The following is a 23342-nucleotide window of genomic DNA, read 5'->3' as shown; positions in this document are numbered from 1 at the left end:
ATGACACATTACATCAAGGGCTTCCCGCAAAGCGAAGCAGATGAAGACTTAAAATTCGTTAACGTCGATGAGCTTGAAGAAAGAGCCAAGGAAGTAATGCCGGAAGGGGCTTACTACTACGTGGCTTCAGGTTCAGAATACGAATGGACTTGGAGAAACAACACTACTGCCTTCAACCACTACCAAATCGTTCCCCGGGCCTTGACTGGGATGGACAACCCGTCAACTGAAACTGAATTTTTGGGCATGAAGCTGAAGACGCCGATCATGATCTCACCAATTGCTTGTCATGGGATCTCCCACGCTGATGCTGAAGTAGCGACCCAAAAGGGTGCTGCTTTGGCCGGGGCCATGTTCACTTCCAGCACTTACGGCAACAAGCCGGTTGAAGAAATCGCCGCTGCCGCGCCAGATGCTCCGCGGATGTTCCAGCTTTACCTGTCAAAGAACTGGGACTTCAACAAGATGGTCTTTGACGCCATCAACGCGGCCGGCTACAAGGCCATCCTTTTGACGGTTGACGCTTTGGTATCAGGCTACCGGGAAGCCAACCTGCGGACCAACTTTGCCTTCCCGGTACCGCTTGACTTCTTCACCCGTTTCCAAGGTGCCAAGGGTGAAGGGCAAACCGTTGCGCAAATGTACGCTTCCAGCGCCCAGAACATCGGCCCGGACGACATCAAGCGGATTAAGGAAATGTCCGGCTTGCCAGTTATCGTCAAGGGGGTCAACTGTGCTGAAGACGTTGAAGTTGCTTTGACTGCCGGCGCGGACGGCGTTTACGTGACTAACCACGGTGGCCGGGAAATCGATGGTGCTCCGGCAACTATCGACGTATTGCCAGAAGTCGTTGAAGCAGTCAACGGCCGCTGCCCGGTTATCTTCGACGGTGGCGTTCGCCGGGGTTCCCATGTCTTCAAGGCTTTGGCTTTGGGTGCTGACCTGGTCGGCATTGGCCGTCCTTACCTTTACGGCCTGGCTTTGGGTGGCCCGCACGGGGTTGCTTCAGTCATCAACGAATTGAACGATGAATTGAAGATCGACATGCAACTGACTGGCTGCAAGACGATTGAAGACGTTAAGCACGCCCGCTTGACTGACTTCCAGTACGCTGGCGACACCAAGCCATCCAGCACTGATCCGCGGGTGCGCAAGCCATACCCAGTTACCGCAGCTAACCAAATCAAGGCTGAACCAGACGCGGCTACTGGTGCTTCACACCACTAAGATTGAACATGTATCAAATTTAACAGCAAAAAACGAAGTTGCTCTCTTTGAGCAGCTTCGTTTTGCTTTCTATAATTTTTTGATCAAGTCAGTAAATTCGTCCAGTCTTTCTTCGAAGACCTTGAAGGCATCTTCCAGGTAGTCGGACTTGGTCATGTCGACGCCGGCCTTTTGCATGATGTTGATCGGGTAGTCGCTGGAGCCGGACTTGAGGAAGTCCAGGTACTTCTCCTTGTCTTCCTGGCTGCCGTAAGTAATCTTGTTAGCCAGGGCAGTCGCCGCGGCAAAGCCGGTCGCGTACTGGTAGACGTAGAAGTTGTAATAGAAGTGGGGGATCCGGGCCCATTCCAGGTCGATGTCGCTGCCCAGGCTGATCGCCGGGCCGTAGTACTGCTGGTTGAGCCGGTCGTAGAAGCCGCACAGGTAGTCAGCCGTCAGGGCTTCACCCGCCTGGTCGCTTTCGTGGATGAACTTCTCGAATTCCGCGAACTGGGTCTGCCGGTAGACCGTTCCCTTAAAGGAGCTCAAGTAGTAGTTGAGCAGGAAAGCCCGGGTCTTTGGATCCGTCACCCGGTCCAGGAAGTAGTTGGTCAGCAGGTTTTCATTGGTTGTTGAGGCGATTTCCGCGACAAAAATCGGATAGTCCCCGTACACGTATGGCTGGTTTTCCCGGGTGTACATGCTGTGGACTGAGTGGCCAGTCTCATGGACCAGGGTGTAGAGGGAATCCAGGTCCCCCTGCCAGTTCAAGAGCTCATAGGCGTCGGTGTCATAAGCCCCGCCGGAGTAGGCTCCGCTTTGCTTGTGCATGTTGGCTACGTAGTCGATGCAGCGGTTGTTGAAGAGGTAGTCGACGTGCTTGACATAGTCCTCACCCAGAACCTGCAGTGCTTCTCTTGCCTGGGCCTTGGCTTCAGCGAAAGTGTAGCTGAGGCTTGGCTTGCCCGTGATTGGCACGTACATGTCCCACATTTGCAGGTCGCCCTTCAGGTCCAGGATCTCTTCTCTTAAGTTGACATAGCGGTGCAGAAGGTCCAGGTGCTTGTGGACGCTGGTCAAAAGCTGGTTGTAGACTTCGACAGGGATGTTGTTTTCTGACAGAGCCGCGGCCAAGGCGTCCTGGTAGTGGTGGGTCTGGGCGTCAAAGTTGTGGGCCTTGACATTGCCGGCCAAGGTGGAGGCAAAAGTTGACGCGAACTGGCCATAGCCAGCGTAAAGGGCGTCAAAGGCATCCTCTCTGACTTCCCGGTTTTGGGACTGGATCAAGATGTCGTAGTTGGCTTCCGTCAGTTCAACTGCTTCTCCGTCTTCATCTTCAATGTAAGGGAATTGCAGGTCAGAGTTGGTCAAGACGTTGAAGGTGTTGGCTGAAGCTGACAGGGCATCCCCGGCCGCCGATACCAGCTTCTCCTCTTCAGCTGGCAAAACGTGCTCTTCCTGCTTGACGATCTGTTCCAAGTAGTGCCGGTAGTTTTCCAGCCTTGGCTCTTCCTTGAAAAAGGCGTCCAGGGCCTCTTTCCCCAAGGCTAAAACAGCCGGCTGGATGAAGGCAACAGCGGCCTGGTATTCAGCAGCCAGGCTCTGGCCGCGGGAATTGAGGGCCAAGTTCTTTTGGTTGCTGGTGTCGACGTCGCTAGCCATGCTGGCATAGACGTAGATCTTGGACAAGCGGCGGTCAACAGCAAAAATCTGGGTCAAGCGGTCATAGAGAACGGCCGCGCTTTCCGTGAAGCCGTCTTCCAGGTCCGGCAGGGCCTTGACTTCCTGCTTGACTGCCTTAAAGGCGGACTCCCAGTCCGCCTCAGTCTTGAAGACCCGGGTCAAGTCCCAGGTCTGCTCTTTGGGAACCTCGCTGCGATAAGGGATTTCCATACAAGTACCTCTTCTTTTTCACATTACTTTACGTTCTATTTTACGATACTAGATATTCTACTATCAAAGCGGCTTTTTGCCAAAAAAATAAGATAGTCTAAATATTCCCACGTCTGGTTTATTAAACGGCTTTTTAATGAGAAAATAAATAATAGCAAATTACTAAAGGGGTCAATCCATGGAAGAGCAACACAGTAGAAGACAAAATAAAATATTTCGCAATGTGACGCTCGTCCAGGCCGGCCTTTTGAAAAAATCCCGCCGCCCCGTGCCAACGATTATCGGTCTCTTAGTGACCTTTGTCGTTATGATCGCGGCGACCTGGGGGGCGCATGCCTACTTCTCCCTGCATTCAGCCCTGGTGAGCATGAACGGCAATAACGGCAATACCGCGACTAGCGCCCGGATCGCGGCCAAGAAGCCGATCTCGATTTTGGTTTTAGGGGTCGACCAGGGGCTGGAAGGGCGGCATGACCAAGGGAATTCGGACACCATCATCCTGGTGACCGTCAACCCGACGACCAAGAAGGCGACCATGACCTCGATTCCCCGGGACACCTTGACGGAGATTCTGGGTGAAACAAGCAGCCAGAGCTATTACATGTTTAAGGTCAACTCTGCCTACCAGTTTGGTGGCAGCAGCGGGTCAGTCAAGACGGTTTCGGCCATGCTCAACGTGCCGATCAACTATTATGTGGAAGTTAACATGAAGGCTTTGAAGAGCCTGGTCAACGCTTTAGGCGGGGTTGACGTCAACGTGCCTTTCAGCTTCAGCTATGACTGGTGTGACTTCCATAAGGGCAAGCAGCACCTGGACGGCCGCCACGCCATCGCTTATGCTCGGATGCGCTATGACGACCCCCGGGGGGACTACGGCCGGCAAATGCGCCAGCGGCAGATCATCCAGGCCGTGGTCAAGAAGGGCCTGTCCGTCAACGGTTTAGCCAACTACCAGAAGCTGCTCAAGGTTTTTGCCAAGTACGTCAAGACTAACTTGACTTTTGGCGACATGACCAGCCTGGCCATCAACTACAGAAGCGCGGCAAGCAACATCTCCAGCGGCTACATCCAGGGCCACGACGCGACGATTTCCGGGACCAGCTTCCAGATCGCGTCAACTGAAGAACTGCAGAAGTGGTCCAACAAGCTGAGAAAGAGCCTGGGGCTGCCGACGCAGACCTTGACCAACCAGGAAACCCGGCAGAACAGTCTGAACGAGACTTACAACGGGGTCGACTTCTCCAGCAATGAGACCATCACCAACTACACGATTTATGAAGCCAACTCAATTACGCCAAGAAGCAGTGATTCTTGGTAGGAAGTGGAAAAAAGACAGCAAATCATGCCTCTAGCTCAGCTAGGGGTATTTTTTTGCGCTTATGAGCCTTTTTTGCCCGATAATGACTTCTTGAAAAAAATAAGAGGGAAGGCACTAAACTAATAGGCAAAAGGAGGCAGGGAAAAATGGAAAACCTGATTGAAGAAGTTTTGAATTTGCAGCTGAAGAAGGCAAAGAAGGATAAAAATGGTGACGTCCGCCGCAGCTTGATTTGCTTTCACACCATTTATGGCAGCTTCTACGGCTTTTTTGACAACTTGTTCAAGTAAAAATGAAGTACGCGATCGAGGACTATGTGCCCTTTCTCTTGGCTGAAAAGAGCAGCTTTTTTGAAGACGCGGCGCCTAAAATGCAGCCTTGTCAAGTAACTAAGCCAGCAGCTTGGCAGACCTGGAGTGACCGCCACTGGACCTATATGTTGGCGCCTGGCGAGCTGCCGGCGCAGGGCTGGAAGATCCACTTGTCAGCCGGATACAAGGACGAAGGAGAGCTTTTAAGGGCAGCAGCTGACTATCTTTTTAAGCAAAAAATCAGCTTCAAGTTCACGGTCAGCCGGGGCGAATGGATCGTCAAAAACTCCAAAAACGCTGACCGGACTGAGTCGGGCAAGTTTATCACGGCTTATCCAAAGGATACGGAGCAGTTCAAGCAGGCCGCGGCTGACTTGGCGGCTTTAACGAGTGAGTATGATTTAGGGCCCTATATCCTGTCTGACAAGCGGTATAAAAGAAGCAATGTCTATTACCGCTATGGAGCCTTTAAGGAGCTCCGCGATGAGGCAGGCAACTATTGCATAAGGGACGAGCAAGGTCAGTTAGTGCCAGACCAGCGTCTGCCTTATTACCAGCAGCCAGATTTTGTGTCAGATCCTTTTCCAGCTGAAAAAAGGGCAGGCCGCGGCGATTTTTCCCGCTTGAGTCAGTACAATATTTCGTCAGCCTTGCTTTTTAGCAATGCCGGCGGGATTTACCTGGGGCAAAAATCCGGGCAGAAGTACTTGATCAAGGAAGGCCGGCAGGGAGCCGGGATCGACGCGAACCTGCGGGATGGCTTCAGCCGGATCAAGCATGAAGCAGAGCTCTTAAGGCAGCTGCAAGACTCCCCATATGTCATTAAGCTGCGGGATTCTTTCCAGGTTTGGATTCATTATTATCTGGTCGAGGACTATCTGCCAGCAGAAAACTTGGACCAGCTGATCAAGGAAAAGTATCCTTTCCAGCAAGATCATGGCCGCTATCTGAAAATGGTAAAAAAGCTGGCCAAGCAGCTGTTTGCGGCGGTAGAGGACATCCACCAGCGAGGGATAGCCATTGGTGACTTGCAGCCAGGCAATGTTCTTTTGGGCAAAAAGGGACCGGTATTGATTGATTTTGAACAGGCAGGGCCACTTGATCAGACTTATGAACCAGGCTTGTCCACGCCAGGTTTCAGCGACCTGCAGGCCAAAACCATGGGCCAGCAGGATTGGTTATCTTTATACAAAATGATTGAATACACCCTTTTGCCGGTCATCGACGTCAGTCATTTGGCCAAAAAGCCGGAAGTAAGCGAAGCAGTTAGGCAGGAAAATCTGGACCCGGCAGCGGGAGATTTTTTGCGGAAATTCAAAAGAGAGTGTTTTGAAAAAGCTGACCTAACTTTGCCAAAGTTGCCAGCGGTAGAGCAGAAGTCTCTGGACCAGTTGATTGCGGGCATCAAGAGAGGGATCGACGCGAATATCGATTGGACAAGTCAGCGTTTGATCAAGGGCGATATTGCCCAGTTTATTGAGCCGGCAGGGATGCTGAATATTGAAAATGGAGCGCTGGGCCTGGGCCTTGTCTTGTCCGCTTTGCCGGAAGACCGGGAGCCTTTTAAAAAGTGGTGCTTGAAAAATCAAAAGGCAATTTGCCAGGCAAGTGAAATGGATCATGGCCTCTTTACCGGCGCGGCCGGGATGGGGGCAGTCTTGTATTCAGAAGTTGACCAGGAATTAGGCAAAAAGCTGATCGATGGAATTGAAGTTGATCAGATGAAAGACTTGTCGCTAGAGAGCGGCCTGGCGGGGATAGGTCTGGCCAAATTGTCCCTGCAGCTGCTTGAACCAGATGAGGCTAGAAAGCAGGAGCTGGTAAAAATTGCCCAAGAGCTATTAGCTGGCTATGATGCTTGGGAGGAAGCTGGCTTGCTTACTGGAAAATTAGGGATGCTTCTTTATCTTGAAAAAGCTGGCAAGTACCTGGACCAGAATAACTTGCTAAAAGCTGCAGAAGAAAGGCTGAGTACTTTTTTAGAGCAGGAAGTCAGTCAAATAAAAGGCGGAACTTTTTTAAAAGGGGAAGTCAATGGCGAGGAAAGCTATCTGCCCTATCTTAATTCGGGTTCCTGTGGCTTGCTCCTGGTCCTGCTGGACTTCGCGAAAGACGGGGTCAAGGTTAAAGGCGACAGCAGGATGATCAAGGGCTTGATCGCGACTAACCGGGTCAAATTAGCCTACATGAATGGCCTCTTTGACGGCTTCGCGGGACTTATGCTGGGCGACATCGCGGCAGAAAGTCTGGGTTATGAGGGCTTTTTGGAAGAAAAACTGCAGCACTTGGCCAACTACTTGGTCTTTGATGAAGACAGGATTCTGCTTCCTGGAGTCTATGGCTTGAAAAATTCCCTGGACCTGGCCACCGGTGCCGTTGGACTTTTGGCCATCTTGCTGGGCGCCAGGGACCACAATTGGGGCAAGTGGCTGCCAGTCATTGGGAATGAAAGGTTCTTGTTTGCGGATTAGAAAAGAGGTGAAAGAAGATGCAAAACAGTAATCAGGATATTTTAGGCTTACAAGGCTTAGATCCAACGGTTAGCTTTATTAAGAGAAAGAGTCATAAGCGAGGTAGTACTTACAAGATTTCACTCATTTGCTGGAACAGAATTAAGGCAATTTTTGGTTAATATTAAGGCATAAAGGCGCAACTCAGTTGCGCTTTTTGTTGTATCATGAGGACTGAAAAGGGAACGAAGCGAAAACAGGATGGATAGATGATTTTATTGTATCTGCTTGATGCCGGCACCATGATGCTGGCGCCTATGATTGATATTGCCTGCTTTTTGCGGCTGCTTGACCAGCGGCTAGTTAGCCGCCGAGCTTGGACCATGTTTTTTGGCATCTGGCTCATTGGTGTGATTGACGGGATCACAATTGAGTCGGTTCCGTCCTATTTCATTGACCTGCAATTAAAAATCTTTGAGCTGACCCTCTTGGTTTTAACCCAGATCAAAGGCAAAAAGGTCAAGCAGGCAGTAAGCGCGGCCTTAATTATTGGTATTATTGGTTTGCTAGAAGACATCATAGTAAATATCATCAGCTGGTCTTTTCCGGAAACTCTTGCGGCCAGCTTGTGGATTGATCTTGGTCTCCTGCTGGCTGGCTTTTTGCTCGCTTGGCCGCTTTTGCCAAAAATCCGCAAATATATCAGCGACGTCCGCTATCAGACGAACTGCTTGTTTCTGCTGTCCTACCTGTATGTCTCGACAATTTTTGCCTACGTCGTCGGGATGCAGGTGAAGAAGATGTCGGTTGGCCTGGCGATCCTCTTGGGCATCTTGGCCGTTCAAGGCATCTATGCCGTGCTCAGCTTTAGTCTCAGTATCAAAAATCAGACCGCCCTTTTAAACGAAGCAGAAGAGCGGCACCTGCAAGCGCAGAACCGCCAGCTCTATGAGTCCAACCAGCAGCTGAAGAGCTACGCGGCTTCTTTGGAGCAGGATGAGGACCGCCTCCGCCGCTTCAAGCACGACTACCGCAATATTCTGAGCAGCCTCAAGCTGGCAGCGGCCCAAAACGACTCCCAGCAGCTTTTGGAGAAGCTGAATGAGTACTCAAGGGAAAACTTTGATGAGCATGCCTTGGCCAAGTTTCAAGATGTCAACCATATCCATGACGATTTGCTTAAAAGCATCGTGATTACCAAATTGTCGAAAATCTACGATCAAGGGATTCCCTACCGCTTCAGCTGCCAGAAGGACATCGACCACCTGCCTTTGGTCTCTGAAATGGAAAAAATGGACCTGGTCCGGGTCATCGGGATTTCTTTTGACAATGCTATTGAGGCCAGCAACGGCCTAAAAGGCGGCCGGATTGAAGCTATGTTCTACCAAGAAAACGGCGATTTCGAATTTGTCATCAAAAACAAGACCGCCGATATCCCATCTCCGCGGATTTTTGAGCCAGGCTACACGAGTAAGGACCAGCATGCCGGCCTGGGCTTAAGCAACGCCTTGGAGATCGTGAACAAGTATGCCGGGCAAATGATCGTTGATATAGATACGACAGGCAACACTTTTACATTTAGTCTGATGGTTCTGAAGGAGGGAGAAAAATAAAGTATCCAGTTTTTATCTGCGACGATGAGCCAGACCAGATCGATTTGGTCAAGGACTGCATCAAGCGGGCGCAGATTATTTTAAGCGATGAAGAAGAGCTGGACTTTGCTGTCGTCAAGGCGGCAGGCAGCTACGATGAGGCCCTGGATTTTTTGACCAAAAAGCCGCTCGCGTCCGGCATATATTTTTTGGATATTGAAATCGGCAAGAAGCTGGACGAGCAAAACGGCCTGGACTTGGGCGAGATCATCAAGAAGCAGGACCCCAAGGCCCAGCTGATTTTTGTGACCAGTCACCAGGACATGGCTTTCCTGACCTTCCAAAGACGGCTGGGGGCCAGCAATTTTATCGTCAAAAACGGCAACGTGGACGATTTGCGCCGGGATGTCACTTATTCCCTGGAGCAGGCGGTGGACGCGATCGCCAAGTACCGCTATATCCAGAAAAACACCTTCAGCTACAGATTCGGCCATGACGTCAGAAACATGAGCATGGGAGATGTGGTTTACGTGGAGACGACGTCGGTTCCCCACAAGCTTCGCCTGGTCAAGACGACCGGCTGGGCGGAATTCATCGGCAAGCTGAAGGAACTGCCAGAGAAGTACCCGGCCCTGGTGCAGGTCAGCGAATCCTGCGTCATCAACCCCGCCAACGTTAAAGAAGTGGATTTGAAGGAGAAAAAGCTGACCTTCATCACTGGCGACGTCCAATATTTTTCGGTAAGAAACAGCCGGAAGGTCCGCCAGCTTTTTCAAGAGAAATAGTGATAAGGAGCTGCTCAAAAATGGACACTGGCCAGACCAAAGTTGATGAGACTTTTTATAATGGAGACTTACAAGATGAACCCGAAGTTGATTTTTCCTATGGCAGAACTAAACTGCGGGTTTGGGAGGGATTTGTGGAAGACCTTTTTGAATATCCTAAAATTCCTAAGTCAGAATGGGGAAAAATGAGCCGTGACTATTTCTTTGAGCAAGGCCCTTGGGCAGAAGAGCCTGACTGCTACGTGGACGCGGAAGAGTATTACAATGACTTGCTGAATTATCGCAAGAAGAAATTCCGCTTTGACCAGTCCCGGCAGCTTTGTGACCGGCTCATTGAAATGTTTGCCCAAGCTGCCCAAAAGCATGACAAGGTAAAGATTGTGGTTGAATAAGAGGGTCCAGGGATTCTGGATCCCTCTTATTTTTTCCTTTTCAGCAATAATTTTCCTACTAACCAGGGGGCAAAATACGTTAAGATAGTTGATAGAATTAGGAGGGATTTTCGTGAAAAAACGCTACTATCCATACATCTATGGCGGAATCGCCGGCGTAATGACTTTCATCGCCATGTTCTACATCTGCCGGCACTCTTTCGCCTTGACCAATACCCAGTCCCTGGTCTGGGGCATCATCGGCGCCATCCTGGTCTTCGTGAGCTCGTCTTACACCGAATACGCCATTGCCGAAATCCAGCGGATCTCTGACAAGTACCACCTGGATGAGGAATTCCTCTCCGGCTTGACCAAGCTCAGTCCCAGCTACTTCCGGGTGGCTGACGACCACCTGCACTTGACCGCTCCGCGCTATCTTTGGCCGCGGATCCTCAAGACCTTGCAGAAGTACGACCGTGAGCGCAAGCAGGCGGAAGACTTCCACCTGTAAGAAAGGAAAAAATTTTGAGTTTACTGACCGTCAGCGGCTTGACCCAGGGCTTTGCGGAAAAGACCCTCTATGAAGACGCCAATTTTGTTTTAAACAAGGAAGACCACATGGGGGTCACCGGCCAAAATGGGGTCGGCAAGTCCACCTTGATCAAAATCCTGACCGGGGAAATCCTCCCCGATGAAGGGAGCGTCAAGTGGCAAAACAAGCTCTCCGTCGGCTACCTGGACCAGTACGCCAAACTGACGCCCGGCCTGACCATGCGGGACTTTTTAAAAACTGCCTTTGACCAGCTCTACCAAGATGAAGCCCGGTTGAACCAGCTCTACATCGACTACAGCGAAAGCGGCGATGAGGCCCTGTTGACCAAAGCAGGCCGTTTGCAGACCTACCTGGAAGAAAACAACTTCTACGACCTGGACACTGAAATCGACCGGGTGGCCAGTGGCTTGGGCCTGGCCGAACTGGGCTTTGACCGGGACGTCTCCAAGCTTTCCGGGGGCCAGCGGTCCAAGCTGATCCTGGCCAAGCTCCTCTTAGAGCAGCCCCAGGTCTTGGTCCTGGACGAACCAACCAACTACTTAGACGTCGGCCACATCGACTGGCTGGTCGACTACCTGAATGATTTTACCGGTGCTTTTATCGTCGTCAGCCACGACTATGACTTTTTGGGCCGGATCACCAACTGTATTATCGACATCGACTTCGGGACCATTACCCGCTATACCGGGACCTTAAAGCAGGCCATGCGGCAAAAGGAAGCCAACCGGCAGACCTACCTGAAGGCCTATGCCAACCAGCAGCGGCAGATTGCCAAGACTGAAGCCTATATCAGAAAAAACAAGGCCGGCACCCGGGCCAAAAGCGCCCGGTCCCGGCAAAAGCAGCTGGACAGGATGGAAATTTTGACGCCTCCGCAAAACGGCAAGAAGGCTAAATTTGACTTCCCATACGTTGAAACAGCCTCCAACTTGCTTTTGCAAACGCAGGACCTGGTGATCGGCTATGACCAGGCTTTGGTTAAGGAAGCCTTCAACTTCTCCGTAGGCAATGGGGAAAAGGTGGCCATCACCGGTTTTAACGGGATCGGCAAGACCACTTTGCTTAAGACCCTCTTGGGGCAGATTCCGCCTATCTACGGGGGCTTTGACCTGTCGGCCACGGCTAAGCTGGCCTACTTTAAGCAGGATTTGACTTGGCCCAACCAGAATATGACTCCTCTGCAGTACTTAGAGAGTGAATTTGACCAGAAGAAGCCCAAGGAACTCCGCCAGGCTTTAGCCCGGATGGGGCTGACGGCCCAGTTGGTCATGAGTCCTTTGAAGGAACTGTCCGGGGGCGAGCAGGAAAAGGTGAAGCTGGCTAAGATGCAGTTTGAGCCGGCCAACCTGCTTTTCCTTGACGAACCGACCAACCACCTGGACAATGAAACTAAGGACAGCCTGAGAAAGGCCATCGTCAACTTCCCAGGCGGGGTCATTGTCGTCAGTCACGAACGGGACTTCTTCAGAGGTGACTGGGTCGACAAGGTCGTCGATATTGAAGCCATGAATAATTGATTTAGCTGCCTTTAGGCAGGCTCGCGGTGAAAAAAATGAGCACAGACGCGTACATGAAAAGAGTCGTTCATACTTGTTTGAAGGCTGGCCGCCTCATGCTGGCCGGCGGTAGCGAAATGTACCGGGTGGAGGACACCATGCGCAGGATCGCCATCAACGCCGGCATCAAGGAGGTCAACGTTTTTGCCATGCCAACCGGCCTCTTCGTCAGCCTGGATGATGGGGAATGCAGCACGGTGACGGAACTGGAAACCGTGAAGAAGCGGGCCATCAACCTGGAACTGGTTGACCGGGTCAATGAGTTCTCCCGGGAATTCGCTGACAAGCGGATTGACCTGGAGGAGCTGGAAGAGAAGCTGAGAGAAGTCGAGGAGCAGACCCCGACCTTTCCTTTATGGCTGCAGGTCATCGGGGCCGGGATCTTGAGTGCCACCTTGATGGTCCTCTTTTTGGACGTCTATGACTGGGTCGACTTCCCGGTTGCCGGCCTGATCGGGGCCAGTGGCTATTTGATGGACTCCTGGCTTAAGGGCCACACCAAGGTCCGCTTTTTGGCCGAACTGATCGCGGCCATGGAGATGGGCCTGCTCACCATTATCATCAGCCGGATTTTCCCGGCCTGCAACGTGAACAATATTTTGATCGGGGCCTTGATGACTCTGGTGCCAGGGCTGGCCTTGACCAACGCCTTGAGAGACCTCTTCATGGGCGACTGGGTGTCAGGGATCGTGCGCATGTGTGAGGCGGCGATGACGGCGATTGCCCTGGGCGGCGGCGTCGGGATCATGATTAGATTTTTAGGAGCATAGTCATGCTGGGGATGCAGGTTAGTTTCAACATCTGGGACGTCTTGATCAACTTGGTCTTTTCATATATTGCCACGGTGGGCTTTGCCTTGACGGTGAATATTCCCCACCGGGTGATTCACTGGAGCGGGATCTGCGGTTGCGCGGGCTGGATGGTCTACTGGCTGGTGACGGAGGCCTCTGGCGGGCGGATGATTTCCAACACTCTGGGCGCTTTTGCCGTGGGCTTGGTCGCTGTTGTTTTGGCCAAGTGGAAAAAGTGTCCCGTCACCTTGTTCAGTGTCCCGGGCCTGGTGCCGCTGGTGCCGGGGGCGCCGGCTTACATGGTGGTCAGGCGGCTAATTGACGGCAAGTATATCGCTGCCCAGCAGATGATGATGCGGGTGGCTATCGTGACAGTGTCAATCGCTTTGGGCTTCTTGCTGTCGACCCTGTTTCAAGAAGCCTGGAACAAGTACATCAAGCGGCTCAAGCTGCGGGAGAAGCTGGGCAAGTAGCTTTACAAGGATTGGGAAAGAGCGTATAATCGAATATCGACGAGTCGAGGAAAACGCAAAGGTGCGTATTTTTGAGATAGAGGGCATCAGGCCTTTGGCCAGACGCGGGAAGCGTCGATGCTGACACACCCTTGATGTGAACGAGAAGGAGTCACATTTGCCGTTTGGCAAGTGCCTTGAGTAAGAAAGCCGCTAGAAGCAAGTACGCTTCTGGCGGCTTTTTTGTTGGTTTTGGGTAAAAAATGAAGTAGGATAGCAGCAGGGGAGGGATGCCTTATGGATTCAGAAAAAGAACAAAAGGAATCCCTGGACTACGCGTTTGCCAGGGACAAGTTGATCCGGCAGGGACTTTTGCCGGAGGACCCAATAGTTAAAGCAGATGATGCTTACTGGGAACAATTTAAATAGATGAGCAGACGAAAAATGGAGCAGGGCCAACCTTGCTCCATTTTGTTATTTGCTGTCATTTTACGCTATAACTGCTTTCCTCTTGTCCAATCGAGTCAGAAACAGTGACCTTCCAGCCTATCCCGCTCCGGCGGACAGTGACTTCCTTGTAGTAGGGGAGGTCGGCATCGCCCTTGTCTATCTTCTTGCCGGATTTGGCGAAGAGGGCCTGGTTCTTTTTAACTGTCCGCTTGGTTGAGAAGCTGCTGACATAAGTGGTCCCCATGCCGAAATGGCTGTCGGCCTTGACCTGGTTTAAATAGTAGATGTCGCTATAGCCGTGCTTGGGCAGGGTTTTGTTCAGAACTTCAGTTACCACGCCTTCTTGGGTTGACTTGTAGATCTCGTTGGCCGTAAACAAGACGGAGAAGAGGACAAAGAGCCAGATTGGCGAGGTCAGAATCAGCGTGATGATCTTGTGCTCATGGTAGAGCTGTTTAATTGCCTTCATTTTCTTCCTCCTAATAAAAAATACCCGACAACCATTTTCTACTTCAAATTATAGTCTCCTTATTAAAAAAATCAGCATATTCCAACAAAAAAGCACGTGAAAGATTCACGTGCTTAAAAATTATTCGTTAGACCCTTCCAGTGGCCCTTCTTGGGCGATCGCGTCGGCCTTGGTCGATTCGGTCGTGCCATGCGCGTGCTTTACCGGAGCGTACAAGCTGAAGCACTTCATCGGCTCGTCACCGGCATTGGTGACATTGTGCCAAGTGTTGTCTGGAATGAAGACAGCTTCACCAGCGTGAACAATCTTGTCCACGGTCAAGTTGTCTTTCTCCTTGCCCAGCTGCACCCGGCCAGTCCCACTGACCAGATAGATGAACTGGTCGTTGTCGTGGTGGATCTCCAGCCCGATGTCGCCGCCACCAGCAGGGATGCACATCAAGGTTACCTGGAAGTGGTCCCCCGTCCACAAAGTTTCACGATACTTCTCATTCTCTAAGGCCGCCTGCTTTAAGTCCAAAGCACATGGATCCGGTCCGTAGTCCTTGAAATCAAACATGACAATCACCTTTCTATAGATAAAAATGTAATCGCTATCATTTGCTGACGACTTAAGTGTAACACTTTTCTCCACTTTGTTCAAAAAATAATGTCAAATATAGTTGACATTTTAGCTAAGATAGTTGATACTCAATGTAAAGTATATTTGACATCGGGACTTATGAAAGGAAAAATCATGACACTCTTCTTAATCTGTGCTTTGACTATCTGTTTAGCTGTCTACTTTGCCATTAAAGACCAGCAGAATCGCCAGCGGCTGGACGAACGCCAGCTTCTGCTCCGGGGGCGGGGCTACAAATACGCCTTCTGGACAGTGCTCGTCGCCAACATCCTTTACAGCCTGGCCTGCATCAATTTTGACCGGCCCCTGGCCACGCCTTTTGCATCCAGCCTGGCGACCATCATGCTGGGCGGCACGGTTCTGACTTGCTACTGCATCTTCCAGGATGCCTTCCCAGTTAAGGGCCGCTTGAGCCTGGCGGTTGCCTGGACCCTTATCTTCCTTTCCCAGCTCATGATCCAGATTGACGATCTGATGAGCGGCAGAATCGTCTACTTTAAGAATGGGGCGGCAACTGACGCGGCAGTTGGTCCGATGATCTTAGCTGCCTACCTGGCAATCGTGGGCAGTCTCTTGATCAAGGCCGTGATCGACCGCCGGGAGGAGGATTAGCCGTGAAAAATCTGCGCCTTAAAGCGGCCCGGGCAGAAAAAGACCTCTCCCAGCAGCAACTTGCCGATATCGTCGGGGTCTCCCGGCAGACCATAAGTGCTATTGAGAAAGGCAACTACAATCCGACCGTCAACCTTTGCATAGCTATCTGCCAGGCTCTTGGCAAAACCTTGAACGATCTCTTCTGGCCAGAATAAGCCCTTAATAATTCAAGTATAGTTAGATTTTTTTTCGCGTTAATCGCACATGATAAAGGATTAATGCGGGCAGATATGGTAAAATAGCATGGTAATAGAGAACTTGCCGCGCGGCAGGCTCTATTTCCCGGAGCGGCGGTGTTTTCCCCATGTTTTCGCCGCCCCGGAGGTTATAAATCAGTCGAGTGCTGGTGACAACCTACATTTCCTATTAATCCTAATGAGAACCGGCCCCCTGGCCGGCTCTTTTTTTCGCTTGCACCCGGGGACTTTTTTAGTTAATGTAGATACAGACATAAATGGACGGTGAGAGAAAAAATGCAGATCAACCTGAAAGACTTAACTAAAGCAATCGAAGAACAGACCTACCTGTCTGACATGGAGACCATCAAGTATTCCGAAGTCTCCCGGAGCAAAAAGAAGCTCAGAGAACACGCCTTGACCATGGTCCAGGAAGTGGCCACGGCCTTGAAGAAGGACCGCTTGATGCAGGTTCAGCTGGTTTTGGAAGGGAAGAACCCAATCACTTTTGCCCTGGAAACCAACATCATCAACCTGCCTTTGGCCAACTACAAGAAGCTGATCAACTTCTTTGACGAAGAAGAAGCCCAGCCAGTCAAGGTTTACTTTGAAACGGCCAGTGAATACCTGAACGCTTCCCACTTCAGAATCGACCTCTTCATGGATGGCGACGAATTAGTGGCTGACGTTGAAGGGGCAGCTGACCGCCTGGCTGACGCCATGAGCGAGAAGATCAAGCAGGTCAAGGAAGGCGAAGCAGCCGCCAAGGAAGCGGCCAAAGAAGCCAAGGCCGAGACTAAGGAAGAGGCATAATTATGTGGAGCTGGAACGTACTGGGGGTGGCCCTCTGGGTGGGAGCCATCGTTTACCTGGTCTTTATCGTGCAAAATATCCGGCGCCGGCGGCTGAAGATGATTATCCAGCGCCAGCACAAGTTTGAATGGGGCAACTCCCTGATCAGTCTGCTGGAAGTCGTCAGCTTCTGCCTTTTGGCCGGCTGGCTCTTGGCCATCAGCCTTTTTGACGACCCGAACTTGACGGATACTTCCCGGATTACTTCATCCGTGACCTACCAGCCCCTGGTCCTGCAGCCTAGCGCCAGCCAGAGCTACTATGTCAAGGTCAAGTCCACTAAGAACCGGGATTTGAACCAGCAGTACATTTTTTACGTTAAGGGTAAAAAGTACACCGTGCCCAGCCACCTGGCGACGGTATCTTATAGCAAGGACCCGATCAATGTAACGGCGGCGGCTCTGCCTTTCAGCCGTAAAGAGCTGAAAAAGGAAGATTCCCGCTACCAGCAGGCTTACGTGGCCATCTATACGGCCAAGTACAAGAATACCGCGGTTAACGGGATCGGCCTGCACGCTGGCCGCCAAGCCAAGCGCTTCTACCTGATCCGGGTCCCGGACAGTTCCTTTATTGACAAGGAAAGCAAGTAAGAATTGAAAACAAAGCAAAAATCGCCTTCTAAGTTAGAAGACGATTTTTTATTTTGGTTTGCTATTACTTTTTCTTAAATCTGACTATCCGGAGTCCTGTGCTTCGGCCTTTTTCTTCTTTGATGTAAGCCAGAAGACCGCCGTCGAGGAAGGCGAGCAGCAGGTTAGAGGTCGGGAAGTCCAGGACATTGCCGGACATGTAGCTGGCCCCCAGCAGTAGCGCGCTGGCGAGCAAGAGGCTGGTTAAATAGAAGGTCCGGCAGGCTTTTTCCTTCAGCCACGCAAAAGCCCCGTAAAGAATGATGGCAGGATAGGCGATTAGGTAAAGGAAGGCGCCAATGATCCCCAAGGAGTAGTACTGGGCCGTAAAGTCCCGCTCCAGGTTGAAGATGTTGGTCTGCCGCATATAACCGATCCCCAGCCACTTGTCCAAAGGATCGTTGTCGTACTTGACCACCTGCTTAAGCATGGCTTCTTCGACCTTGCGGTTGGCTAAACGGACGCTGGCCGGCTCTTTAAGCAAGTCGATCCAGAACTGCGGGTCGTACTTATATGGGTAGGACTTAGTGATGAAGCGTTTGTTTAAGGCGTACTTCTGGTAATATTTGGCCAAAAAGTCCTGCTCAAACTCCTTCAGCTTGTCCGGGTCATTCTTGTACTTGGCCAGGCCCGCCTTTAAGATCGCGTTTTCCTTGTCGATCTGGGAGTCATGGCTGTTTGCCCAGTAGATCTCGTACTTGTAGCGCTGGACAGCCGGGGAGACCTGCCAGCAGACCCCGGTGATCCCGGCTAAGGCCAAGAGGGTGACCAGACCGCCTTTTGAAAACTTGACGTTTTTTAAGAAAAGCAGGTGGATTAGCCAGGCGATCAAGCTGACGGCCAGGGTCCCGGCTAAGCCGTAGAGGGCGACTTTCGTGCCGACTTCCAGCATGGCCAAAGTCTGGCTGAGAGCCAAAAGGCCACTCTTCCAGGAGAAGCGCTCAAGCAGCAGGTAGAAGACGACCGGAGCCAGCATCAAGAGGATAGCGCTCAAGGTGTTGGTAAAGTAGAAGAAACCCTTGGAGGCGCTGTGGGAGTAGCCGTAAAGCGGCCCCATGAACCAGGTGAAGATGTTGCCGGAGATCACCCCGGTTTCGTAGGACTTCAGGGAAATCACGAAGAGGTTACTCAAGACAATAGTGCCGGTGAAGAGGCCACTGACCCAGGCGAAGGCTTTTAACAAGAAGTCCTGGCTGATTTCCAGATTCTTGGTCACCCAGATCAAGGCCAGGGGCAGGAGCATTCTGAAGAGGTAAAAAATCTCCCCGAAATTCGAGTAGCCGTAGTCGTTCGGGCTGAGGCTCTTAAAGTTCTGCATGTGCCAGAGGTGGAAGATCCCATAGAGGACTAGAATAGCCAGGTAGGCCCAGAGCCAGGCCGGAGGGAATTTCTTTTGCCCCCAGACAAGGAGGCCAACCAGGACGACTACTCCGGCGATCCGGATGATGGTCGGGATAGTGAAGGGCAGGATGGTGGCCAATTTCCCCCGGTAGAAGAAGTCCAAATCCAGGAAGGGCTGGAGGAGGATGAACCAGTAGAGCAGGCTTTTAGTTTTTTCTTTCATGTTGTCAACTCGCTTTCTCTACTATCTTAACAAAAAACTCCGCGGGATAACCGCGGAGTTCTCTTACTTGCTCTTCTTGGCCGGAGCCTTCTTTTCCTTTTTGTCCTTATCCTTGTCGTCAGCCTTCATGGTCGGGGCCACCTTTTCGATGGTAATGTTGTTGGTGGAGAGGGCCTTGGCCTTCTTGGCTGACCGGGCCGGCTTCATGTTCTTGAAGTTGACGACCAGTTTGTAGTTGAGGTCGCTGACGGCAGTAGCGTCAACGTCGTCAAAGGAAGTGATGGCCAGGAGGGCGGAGTTTTCATAGATCTTTTCCACCGTGCCTTGGAACTGCTTCTTCAGTTCTTCTTCTGACTTGGCGTTAACGACGGCACCTAATTCAACATCGGCTTTCTTCATGGCAATCTCCTTAATTCTCAAACGGTTAAAATTTCAACTAGGCTATGATATAGTATAGAGCGAAAAAATTCAAGTTAGGAGACTCTCTTTTTGGCTAAAAAAATTATCTTGATCGCCGGTCCCAGCGGGGCTGGCAAGACAACCATATCTGAATACCTGGCTGACCGCTACCAGATCCCCCGGGTGATTACCCACACCACCCGGCCAAGGCGGCCTGGGGAAAGCGAGTCAGCTTACTACTTTGAAGACGATGCCTCTTTTGCCAAGCTGCACTTTTTTGAACATGTCAAATACGGGGACTACCAGTACGGGTCCAGTAAAGAAGGGCTGGAAAGAGCCTGGGCAAAAAGCGACCTGGTCAGCTTGATCGTGGACATCGAGGGGGCCAGGTCCTACATAAAGGCCTTAGGTGACCAGGTTTACTTCCTTTATGTGACCTGCAGCCTGGATACTTTGGCCAAAAGAATGGCTGACAGAGGCGATTCAAGTGACCAGATCAAGAAGCGCCTGGCCGGCAGCGAACTTAACGAATTACCGGCAGACCTGGAAAATCGCGCCCATGTCCTGGTCAACGACGACCTGGAAGCGACCTATGCCAGCTTGGCTGCCTTGGTCAAAAAAATGCAAGATTAAGCTTTTTCTCATAAACTGTAAAAAAGGCGTGACCTTTTTGAAACAGAATTGAAATATTTCTCCTGTAAGATGTTAAACATCAAGTTAAGAAAAGGAAGTAAATCATTTTGAAGTTCAAGAAGTCATTAGCCAAAGTTTTAACAGCCGTATCCCTGGCCTTCGCCGGTTTCGCTGTAGTCAACACTGTAAATACTCAAAACAGCACCGTGCAAGCTGCTTCTAAGACCACTAAGCGCAACAAGGTCGTATCCCTGGCCAAGAAGGAAGTCGGCAAGAGCTACGTTTACGGGGCAACCGGTCCTAACGCTTTTGACTGCTCCGGCTTGACTAGCTATGTTTACAGCCACGCTATCGGCAAGTACATCACCCGGACCACCTACACCCAGGTTCGCCAAGGCAAGACTGTTGCCGTTTCAACTGCCAGCCTGCAAAAGGGCGACCTGCTCTTCTGGGGTTCCAAGTCCTCCCCATACCACGTAGGTATCTACATCGGCAACGGCCAATATGTTCACGCCGCTACTCCAAGCCAGGGCGTGCGTAAGCAGTACCTGAGCTCCTACTTCTGGCCATCAACTGCCAAGCGGATCATCTAATTAGCAAACTTCAAAATGATCAAATCACCGTCCTTGAGGCACCCGCCTCAGGGGCGTTTTTCTTTGCCTTTTTTCTGTTAGATTAAAAAGAAAAGTTGGACTTTTAAGGGAAGAATTTACGGAAAGCAAAGTCTGTCAGCCCTTACCTGCCTTAGGGAGGCGGGAGAAAATTAAATAGTTAAGAAGTTAAGCTAAGGGCTTGTAAATGAGAAAGGAATTAAATAAAATAGGGGCAATTATTGAAACAAGTAAAGTGAAGTCCTAGAAAAGAAGGTATTCAAGATGAGAATTGCATGTTACGGCGTTAGGCCGCTTGAAAGAAGTTATTTTGAAAAACTGAACAAGTACGACTACGACTTGAAGCTCATTCCTGAATACTTGAACCGGGAAAACGTCACGCAAGCTGCTGACTGCGACGCCGTTCTGGTCCGGGGCAACTGCCTCTGTGACCGGACCAACCTGCAGCAGTTCAAGGACTACGGGATCTCCTGGGTCTTCACCCGGTCAGTTGGCGTGGACCACTTTGACCTGGAAGCTGCTAAAGACCTGGGGATCTCCGTTGCCCGCGTGCCAAACTATTCCCCATATGCGGTAGCCAACCTGGCCTTTACCCTGGGTTTGACTTTGTCAAGACACGTTGGTGAAGCTGCCCATCATGTCCATGAACAGGACTTTGGGATGCACCCAGACTACTTCGCTACGGAATTCAACCGCTTGAAGGTCGGCATCTACGGGGCCGGCAAGATCGGGGCGGTAGAAGGCAAGATGTGGCAGGCTCTGGGCGCTGAAGTTTATGCCTATGACCCATTCCCGTCCGACTTCGCCAAGCAATACTGCACTTTTGTCACAGAAGACGAACTGCTGGCAACTTGTGACATCGTTTCCGTTCACGTGCCATACTTCCCAGGCAAGAACGACAAGCTGATGAACGCCGAATTCGTCGCTAAGATGAAGGAAGGGGCAGTTCTGGTCAACACGGCCCGGGGCGAACTGGCTGATGAAGCCGCCATTGCCGCTGCTGTTTCCAGCAACCACCTGTCTGGCTACGGCGCTGACGTGGTTTCCAATGAAAAGAAGATCATGGGCCACAACTTCGCCTCTGAAAGCGACGTGCCGGACTCAGAAGTTCAGTCCTTGATGGACCTTTACCCGCGGGTGCTTTTGACTCCGCACATGGGCTCTTTTACTGAACCAGCCCTGGAAGACATGATCTCCTTGTCCTTTAACAATTTCCACAACATGGCCACTGAGGGGGCAGTTGATGCCCGCAATGAAGTCGTGGCCGCGCCTGAAAGCTCCTCAGCTGCTTCTGAGAAGCTGCGGGCTTAATAAATTAAGGTTCTGGCTCTTGGCCAGGGCCTTTTTTTACGGAAAAATTGCCGGATGTTAAAAAACTGCAAAGGCTTATTAAAGAAACTGCAAACGGTCTGTAAATTTCCTGTAACACTCATCGGCTATGATATAAGCATCGAGAAAAGAGAAAGAGAGTTACAACGTAATGAAGCAGTTTAAGCAGATCTTAGCAAAATTAACCTTAGCCCTGGCCCTGGTTGTTCCTGTCGCAATCCAAGCAAACAGCCACCAAGCCCAGGCAGCCAGTGTGACGACCAAGCGGAACAAGGTCGTCTCCTTGGCCAAGAAGCAAGTTGGCAAGCGCTACGTATACGGCGCTACCGGCCCTTACAGCTTTGACTGCTCAGGCTTGACCCAGTACGTTTTCAAGAAGGCGATCAAGAAGTCCATCAGCCGGACCACCTACACCCAGGTAAAGAAGGGCAAGACCATCAAGGTTTCAACTGCCAAGCTGAAGAAGGGCGACCTGCTCTTCTGGGGCTCCAAGTCATCTCCATACCACGTTGGGATTTACGTGGGCGGCGGCCAGTACGTGCACGCGGCTACTCCAAGCCAAGGGGTCCGCAAGCAGTACCTGAGCTCCTACTTCTGGCCATCAACGGCCAAGCGGGTCATCTAAATTACCATTACCTGCTAAAATTACGATAACAACGATAAAAAAGAAGGTCGGCGAGGCAAAAATCGCTGGCCTTTTTAAATTGGACTTAATTTTAACAGTCTAGTATTCTTTTTGTAACATTCCTGTAACATTGGTAACCTATTATAGAACTTGCGTAAAAAATCGGAATAGAAAAGGATATCAAAGTTTTGAAGTTCAAGAGTTTATTAGTCAAAGTTTTACTGGCCCTGGCCCTGGTTGCTCCTGCAGCAGCTACTGCTCAAGTGCCGGCAGCCCAGGCAGCTACTGTCAAGGCTGTCAACAAGCAAGTCGTGATCAACTACGTGGCCGGCTACAGCGTTAAGGCCTGGAAGAATTACAAGGTCAAGACCGGCGCGGCCAATGATACTGGCATCAGCTTCAAGCACGGGACCACTTTGACGGTAATCGGCGAAGTCAAGTACAAGAAGCAAACCTGGTACAAGATCGCTGACAACGAATGGGTTCTGGCTTCTTACACTTTGAGTCCTGAAGCCTGGGCAAAGAAGGCAGCTGCTGCCAAGAAGGCCGCTGCCAAGGCAGCTAAGAAGGCTGCGGCGGCTAAGAAGTTGTCCAAGAGCAAGAAGGCTAAGGAAAACAAGGTTGTTGCCTTGGCCAAGGCGCAAGTGGGCAAGCCTTACGTTTGGGGCGCAACTGGTCCTTACAGCTTTGACTGCTCTGGCTTGACCAGCTACGTTTACAGTCACGCTCTGGGCAAGTACATTACCCGGACCACTTACACCCAAGTGCACCAAGGCAAGACGGTTGCTGTTTCTACTGCAACTTTGAAGAAGGGGGACCTGCTTTTCTGGGGTTCCAAGTCTTCCCCATACCACGTCGGGATTTACGTGGGCGGCGGCAAGTTTGTTCACGCGGCTACTCCAAGCCAGGGTGTGATCAAGCAGAGCCTGAGCTACTACTTCTGGCCATCAACTGCCAAGCGCTTGATTTAATTGAGAAATATCCTTTATATGGGACGCCAGCTGGCGTCCTTTTTCTTTTGCCTTTTGCTATTAAAAAACAACTGTATTTTT

26 protein-coding genes are annotated in these 23342 nt (G+C 51.1%); 21 read left to right on the top strand and 5 right to left on the bottom strand.

Annotated elements, in window-relative coordinates:
* Complete coding sequence (locus ACYVUU_RS10090) at positions 1-1227, top strand: lactate oxidase (RefSeq protein ID WP_439774925.1); 1227 nt, start codon at positions 1-3, stop codon at positions 1225-1227.
* A gap of 69 nt (positions 1228-1296) precedes the next feature.
* On the opposite strand, the gene pepF is transcribed toward ACYVUU_RS10090, so the two are convergent.
* Positions 1297-3099, bottom strand: a complete 1803-nt coding sequence (gene pepF, locus ACYVUU_RS10085; protein WP_484500800.1) for an oligoendopeptidase F — start codon at positions 3097-3099, stop codon at positions 1297-1299.
* 178 nt (positions 3100-3277) lie between these two features.
* On the opposite strand from pepF, the gene ACYVUU_RS10080 reads away from it, so the two are divergent.
* From ACYVUU_RS10080 to ACYVUU_RS10030, 11 genes are all read left to right on the top strand, one after another.
* Entirely contained in the window at positions 3278-4417 is a 1140-nt protein-coding gene (locus ACYVUU_RS10080; protein ID WP_484500799.1) for an LCP family glycopolymer transferase, read from the top strand.
* A 146-nt stretch (positions 4418-4563) separates the two neighbouring features.
* On the top strand, positions 4564-4707 hold the full coding sequence (locus tag ACYVUU_RS10075) for a hypothetical protein (RefSeq protein WP_201330044.1): 144 nt from the start codon (positions 4564-4566) through the stop codon (positions 4705-4707).
* Positions 4708-4709: 2 nt separating this feature from the next.
* Positions 4710-7199: a class III lanthionine synthetase LanKC gene (gene lanKC, locus ACYVUU_RS10070; RefSeq protein ID WP_484500798.1), complete on the top strand. Its 2490-nt coding sequence runs from the start codon at positions 4710-4712 to the stop codon at positions 7197-7199.
* A 248-nt stretch (positions 7200-7447) separates the two neighbouring features.
* Positions 7448-8791 (top strand): sensor histidine kinase, encoded by a 1344-nt coding sequence (locus ACYVUU_RS10065; protein ID WP_484498871.1) that lies wholly within the window; start codon positions 7448-7450, stop codon positions 8789-8791.
* Positions 8788-9555 (top strand): response regulator, encoded by a 768-nt coding sequence (locus ACYVUU_RS10060; protein WP_484500909.1) that lies wholly within the window; start codon positions 8788-8790, stop codon positions 9553-9555. The genes ACYVUU_RS10065 and ACYVUU_RS10060 overlap by 4 nt, the downstream gene beginning before the upstream one ends.
* 20 nt (positions 9556-9575) lie before the next feature.
* Positions 9576-9947 carry a hypothetical protein gene (locus tag ACYVUU_RS10055; RefSeq protein WP_439774930.1) on the top strand — a complete coding sequence of 124 codons (372 nt, stop codon included), beginning with the start codon at positions 9576-9578 and terminating at the stop codon, positions 9945-9947.
* Between the two features lie 112 nt (positions 9948-10059).
* Positions 10060-10437: a hypothetical protein gene (locus ACYVUU_RS10050; protein ID WP_296227260.1), complete on the top strand. Its 378-nt coding sequence runs from the start codon at positions 10060-10062 to the stop codon at positions 10435-10437.
* 14 nt (positions 10438-10451) lie between these two features.
* Entirely contained in the window at positions 10452-11996 is a 1545-nt protein-coding gene (locus tag ACYVUU_RS10045; RefSeq protein ID WP_439774931.1) for an ABC-F family ATP-binding cassette domain-containing protein, read from the top strand.
* Between the two features lie 53 nt (positions 11997-12049).
* Positions 12050-12805, top strand: coding sequence for a threonine/serine exporter family protein (locus ACYVUU_RS10040; RefSeq protein ID WP_484500908.1), 756 nt, complete (start codon positions 12050-12052; stop codon positions 12803-12805).
* A 2-nt stretch (positions 12806-12807) separates the two neighbouring features.
* Positions 12808-13299: a threonine/serine exporter family protein gene (locus tag ACYVUU_RS10035; RefSeq protein ID WP_439774932.1), complete on the top strand. Its 492-nt coding sequence runs from the start codon at positions 12808-12810 to the stop codon at positions 13297-13299.
* Positions 13300-13575: 276 nt separating this feature from the next.
* A complete protein-coding gene (locus tag ACYVUU_RS10030; RefSeq protein ID WP_484498874.1) occupies positions 13576-13707 on the top strand; it encodes a prevent-host-death family antitoxin in 132 nt (43 codons plus the stop codon).
* A gap of 55 nt (positions 13708-13762) precedes the next feature.
* Here the strand turns inward: ACYVUU_RS10030 and ACYVUU_RS10025 are convergent, their stop codons facing one another.
* Both ACYVUU_RS10025 and ACYVUU_RS10020 read right to left on the bottom strand, forming a co-directional pair.
* On the bottom strand, positions 13763-14197 hold the full coding sequence (locus ACYVUU_RS10025; protein ID WP_484498875.1) for a hypothetical protein: 435 nt from the start codon (positions 14195-14197) through the stop codon (positions 13763-13765).
* A gap of 120 nt (positions 14198-14317) precedes the next feature.
* Positions 14318-14755: a cupin domain-containing protein gene (locus ACYVUU_RS10020; RefSeq protein WP_439774935.1), complete on the bottom strand. Its 438-nt coding sequence runs from the start codon at positions 14753-14755 to the stop codon at positions 14318-14320.
* A 177-nt stretch (positions 14756-14932) separates the two neighbouring features.
* On the opposite strand from ACYVUU_RS10020, the gene ACYVUU_RS10015 reads away from it, so the two are divergent.
* The 4 genes from ACYVUU_RS10015 to ACYVUU_RS10000 all read left to right on the top strand — a co-directional run bounded on the left by ACYVUU_RS10015 (position 14933) and on the right by ACYVUU_RS10000 (position 17090).
* The gene (locus ACYVUU_RS10015; RefSeq protein WP_439774936.1) at positions 14933-15430 is read left to right on the top strand and encodes a hypothetical protein; all 498 of its coding nucleotides are present in this window, start codon (positions 14933-14935) and stop codon (positions 15428-15430) included.
* A 2-nt stretch (positions 15431-15432) separates the two neighbouring features.
* A complete protein-coding gene (locus tag ACYVUU_RS10010; RefSeq protein WP_439774937.1) occupies positions 15433-15627 on the top strand; it encodes a helix-turn-helix transcriptional regulator in 195 nt (64 codons plus the stop codon).
* 318 nt (positions 15628-15945) lie between these two features.
* Positions 15946-16461 carry a hypothetical protein gene (locus ACYVUU_RS10005; RefSeq protein ID WP_484500797.1) on the top strand — a complete coding sequence of 172 codons (516 nt, stop codon included), beginning with the start codon at positions 15946-15948 and terminating at the stop codon, positions 16459-16461.
* Between the two features lie 2 nt (positions 16462-16463).
* The gene (locus tag ACYVUU_RS10000; protein WP_484500796.1) at positions 16464-17090 is read left to right on the top strand and encodes an LVIS_2131 family protein; all 627 of its coding nucleotides are present in this window, start codon (positions 16464-16466) and stop codon (positions 17088-17090) included.
* A 64-nt stretch (positions 17091-17154) separates the two neighbouring features.
* Here the strand turns inward: ACYVUU_RS10000 and ACYVUU_RS09995 are convergent, their stop codons facing one another.
* Together ACYVUU_RS09995 and ACYVUU_RS09990 are read right to left on the bottom strand one after the other, a co-directional pair.
* Positions 17155-18693 (bottom strand): O-antigen ligase family protein, encoded by a 1539-nt coding sequence (locus tag ACYVUU_RS09995; protein WP_484500795.1) that lies wholly within the window; start codon positions 18691-18693, stop codon positions 17155-17157.
* A 63-nt stretch (positions 18694-18756) separates the two neighbouring features.
* A complete protein-coding gene (locus tag ACYVUU_RS09990; RefSeq protein ID WP_439774941.1) occupies positions 18757-19092 on the bottom strand; it encodes a hypothetical protein in 336 nt (111 codons plus the stop codon).
* Between the two features lie 90 nt (positions 19093-19182).
* Between ACYVUU_RS09990 and ACYVUU_RS09985 the strand changes: the two genes are divergently transcribed.
* The 5 genes from ACYVUU_RS09985 to ACYVUU_RS09965 all read left to right on the top strand — a co-directional run bounded on the left by ACYVUU_RS09985 (position 19183) and on the right by ACYVUU_RS09965 (position 23261).
* The gene (locus ACYVUU_RS09985) at positions 19183-19725 is read left to right on the top strand and encodes a guanylate kinase (RefSeq protein WP_439774942.1); all 543 of its coding nucleotides are present in this window, start codon (positions 19183-19185) and stop codon (positions 19723-19725) included.
* Positions 19726-19832: 107 nt separating this feature from the next.
* Positions 19833-20318, top strand: coding sequence for a C40 family peptidase (locus ACYVUU_RS09980; protein WP_484500794.1), 486 nt, complete (start codon positions 19833-19835; stop codon positions 20316-20318).
* Between the two features lie 282 nt (positions 20319-20600).
* Positions 20601-21647, top strand: coding sequence for a 2-hydroxyacid dehydrogenase (locus tag ACYVUU_RS09975; RefSeq protein WP_484500793.1), 1047 nt, complete (start codon positions 20601-20603; stop codon positions 21645-21647).
* A gap of 169 nt (positions 21648-21816) precedes the next feature.
* The gene (locus ACYVUU_RS09970) at positions 21817-22290 is read left to right on the top strand and encodes a C40 family peptidase (protein WP_484500792.1); all 474 of its coding nucleotides are present in this window, start codon (positions 21817-21819) and stop codon (positions 22288-22290) included.
* A 188-nt stretch (positions 22291-22478) separates the two neighbouring features.
* The gene (locus ACYVUU_RS09965) at positions 22479-23261 is read left to right on the top strand and encodes a C40 family peptidase (protein WP_484500791.1); all 783 of its coding nucleotides are present in this window, start codon (positions 22479-22481) and stop codon (positions 23259-23261) included.
* Positions 23262-23342 lie beyond the last annotated feature (81 nt).

Source organism: Lactobacillus sp. WILCCON 0058, from assembly GCF_057198005.1.
The sequence above is the reverse complement of the archived record's forward strand: the minus strand, read 5'-3'. Positions and strand labels throughout refer to the sequence as shown.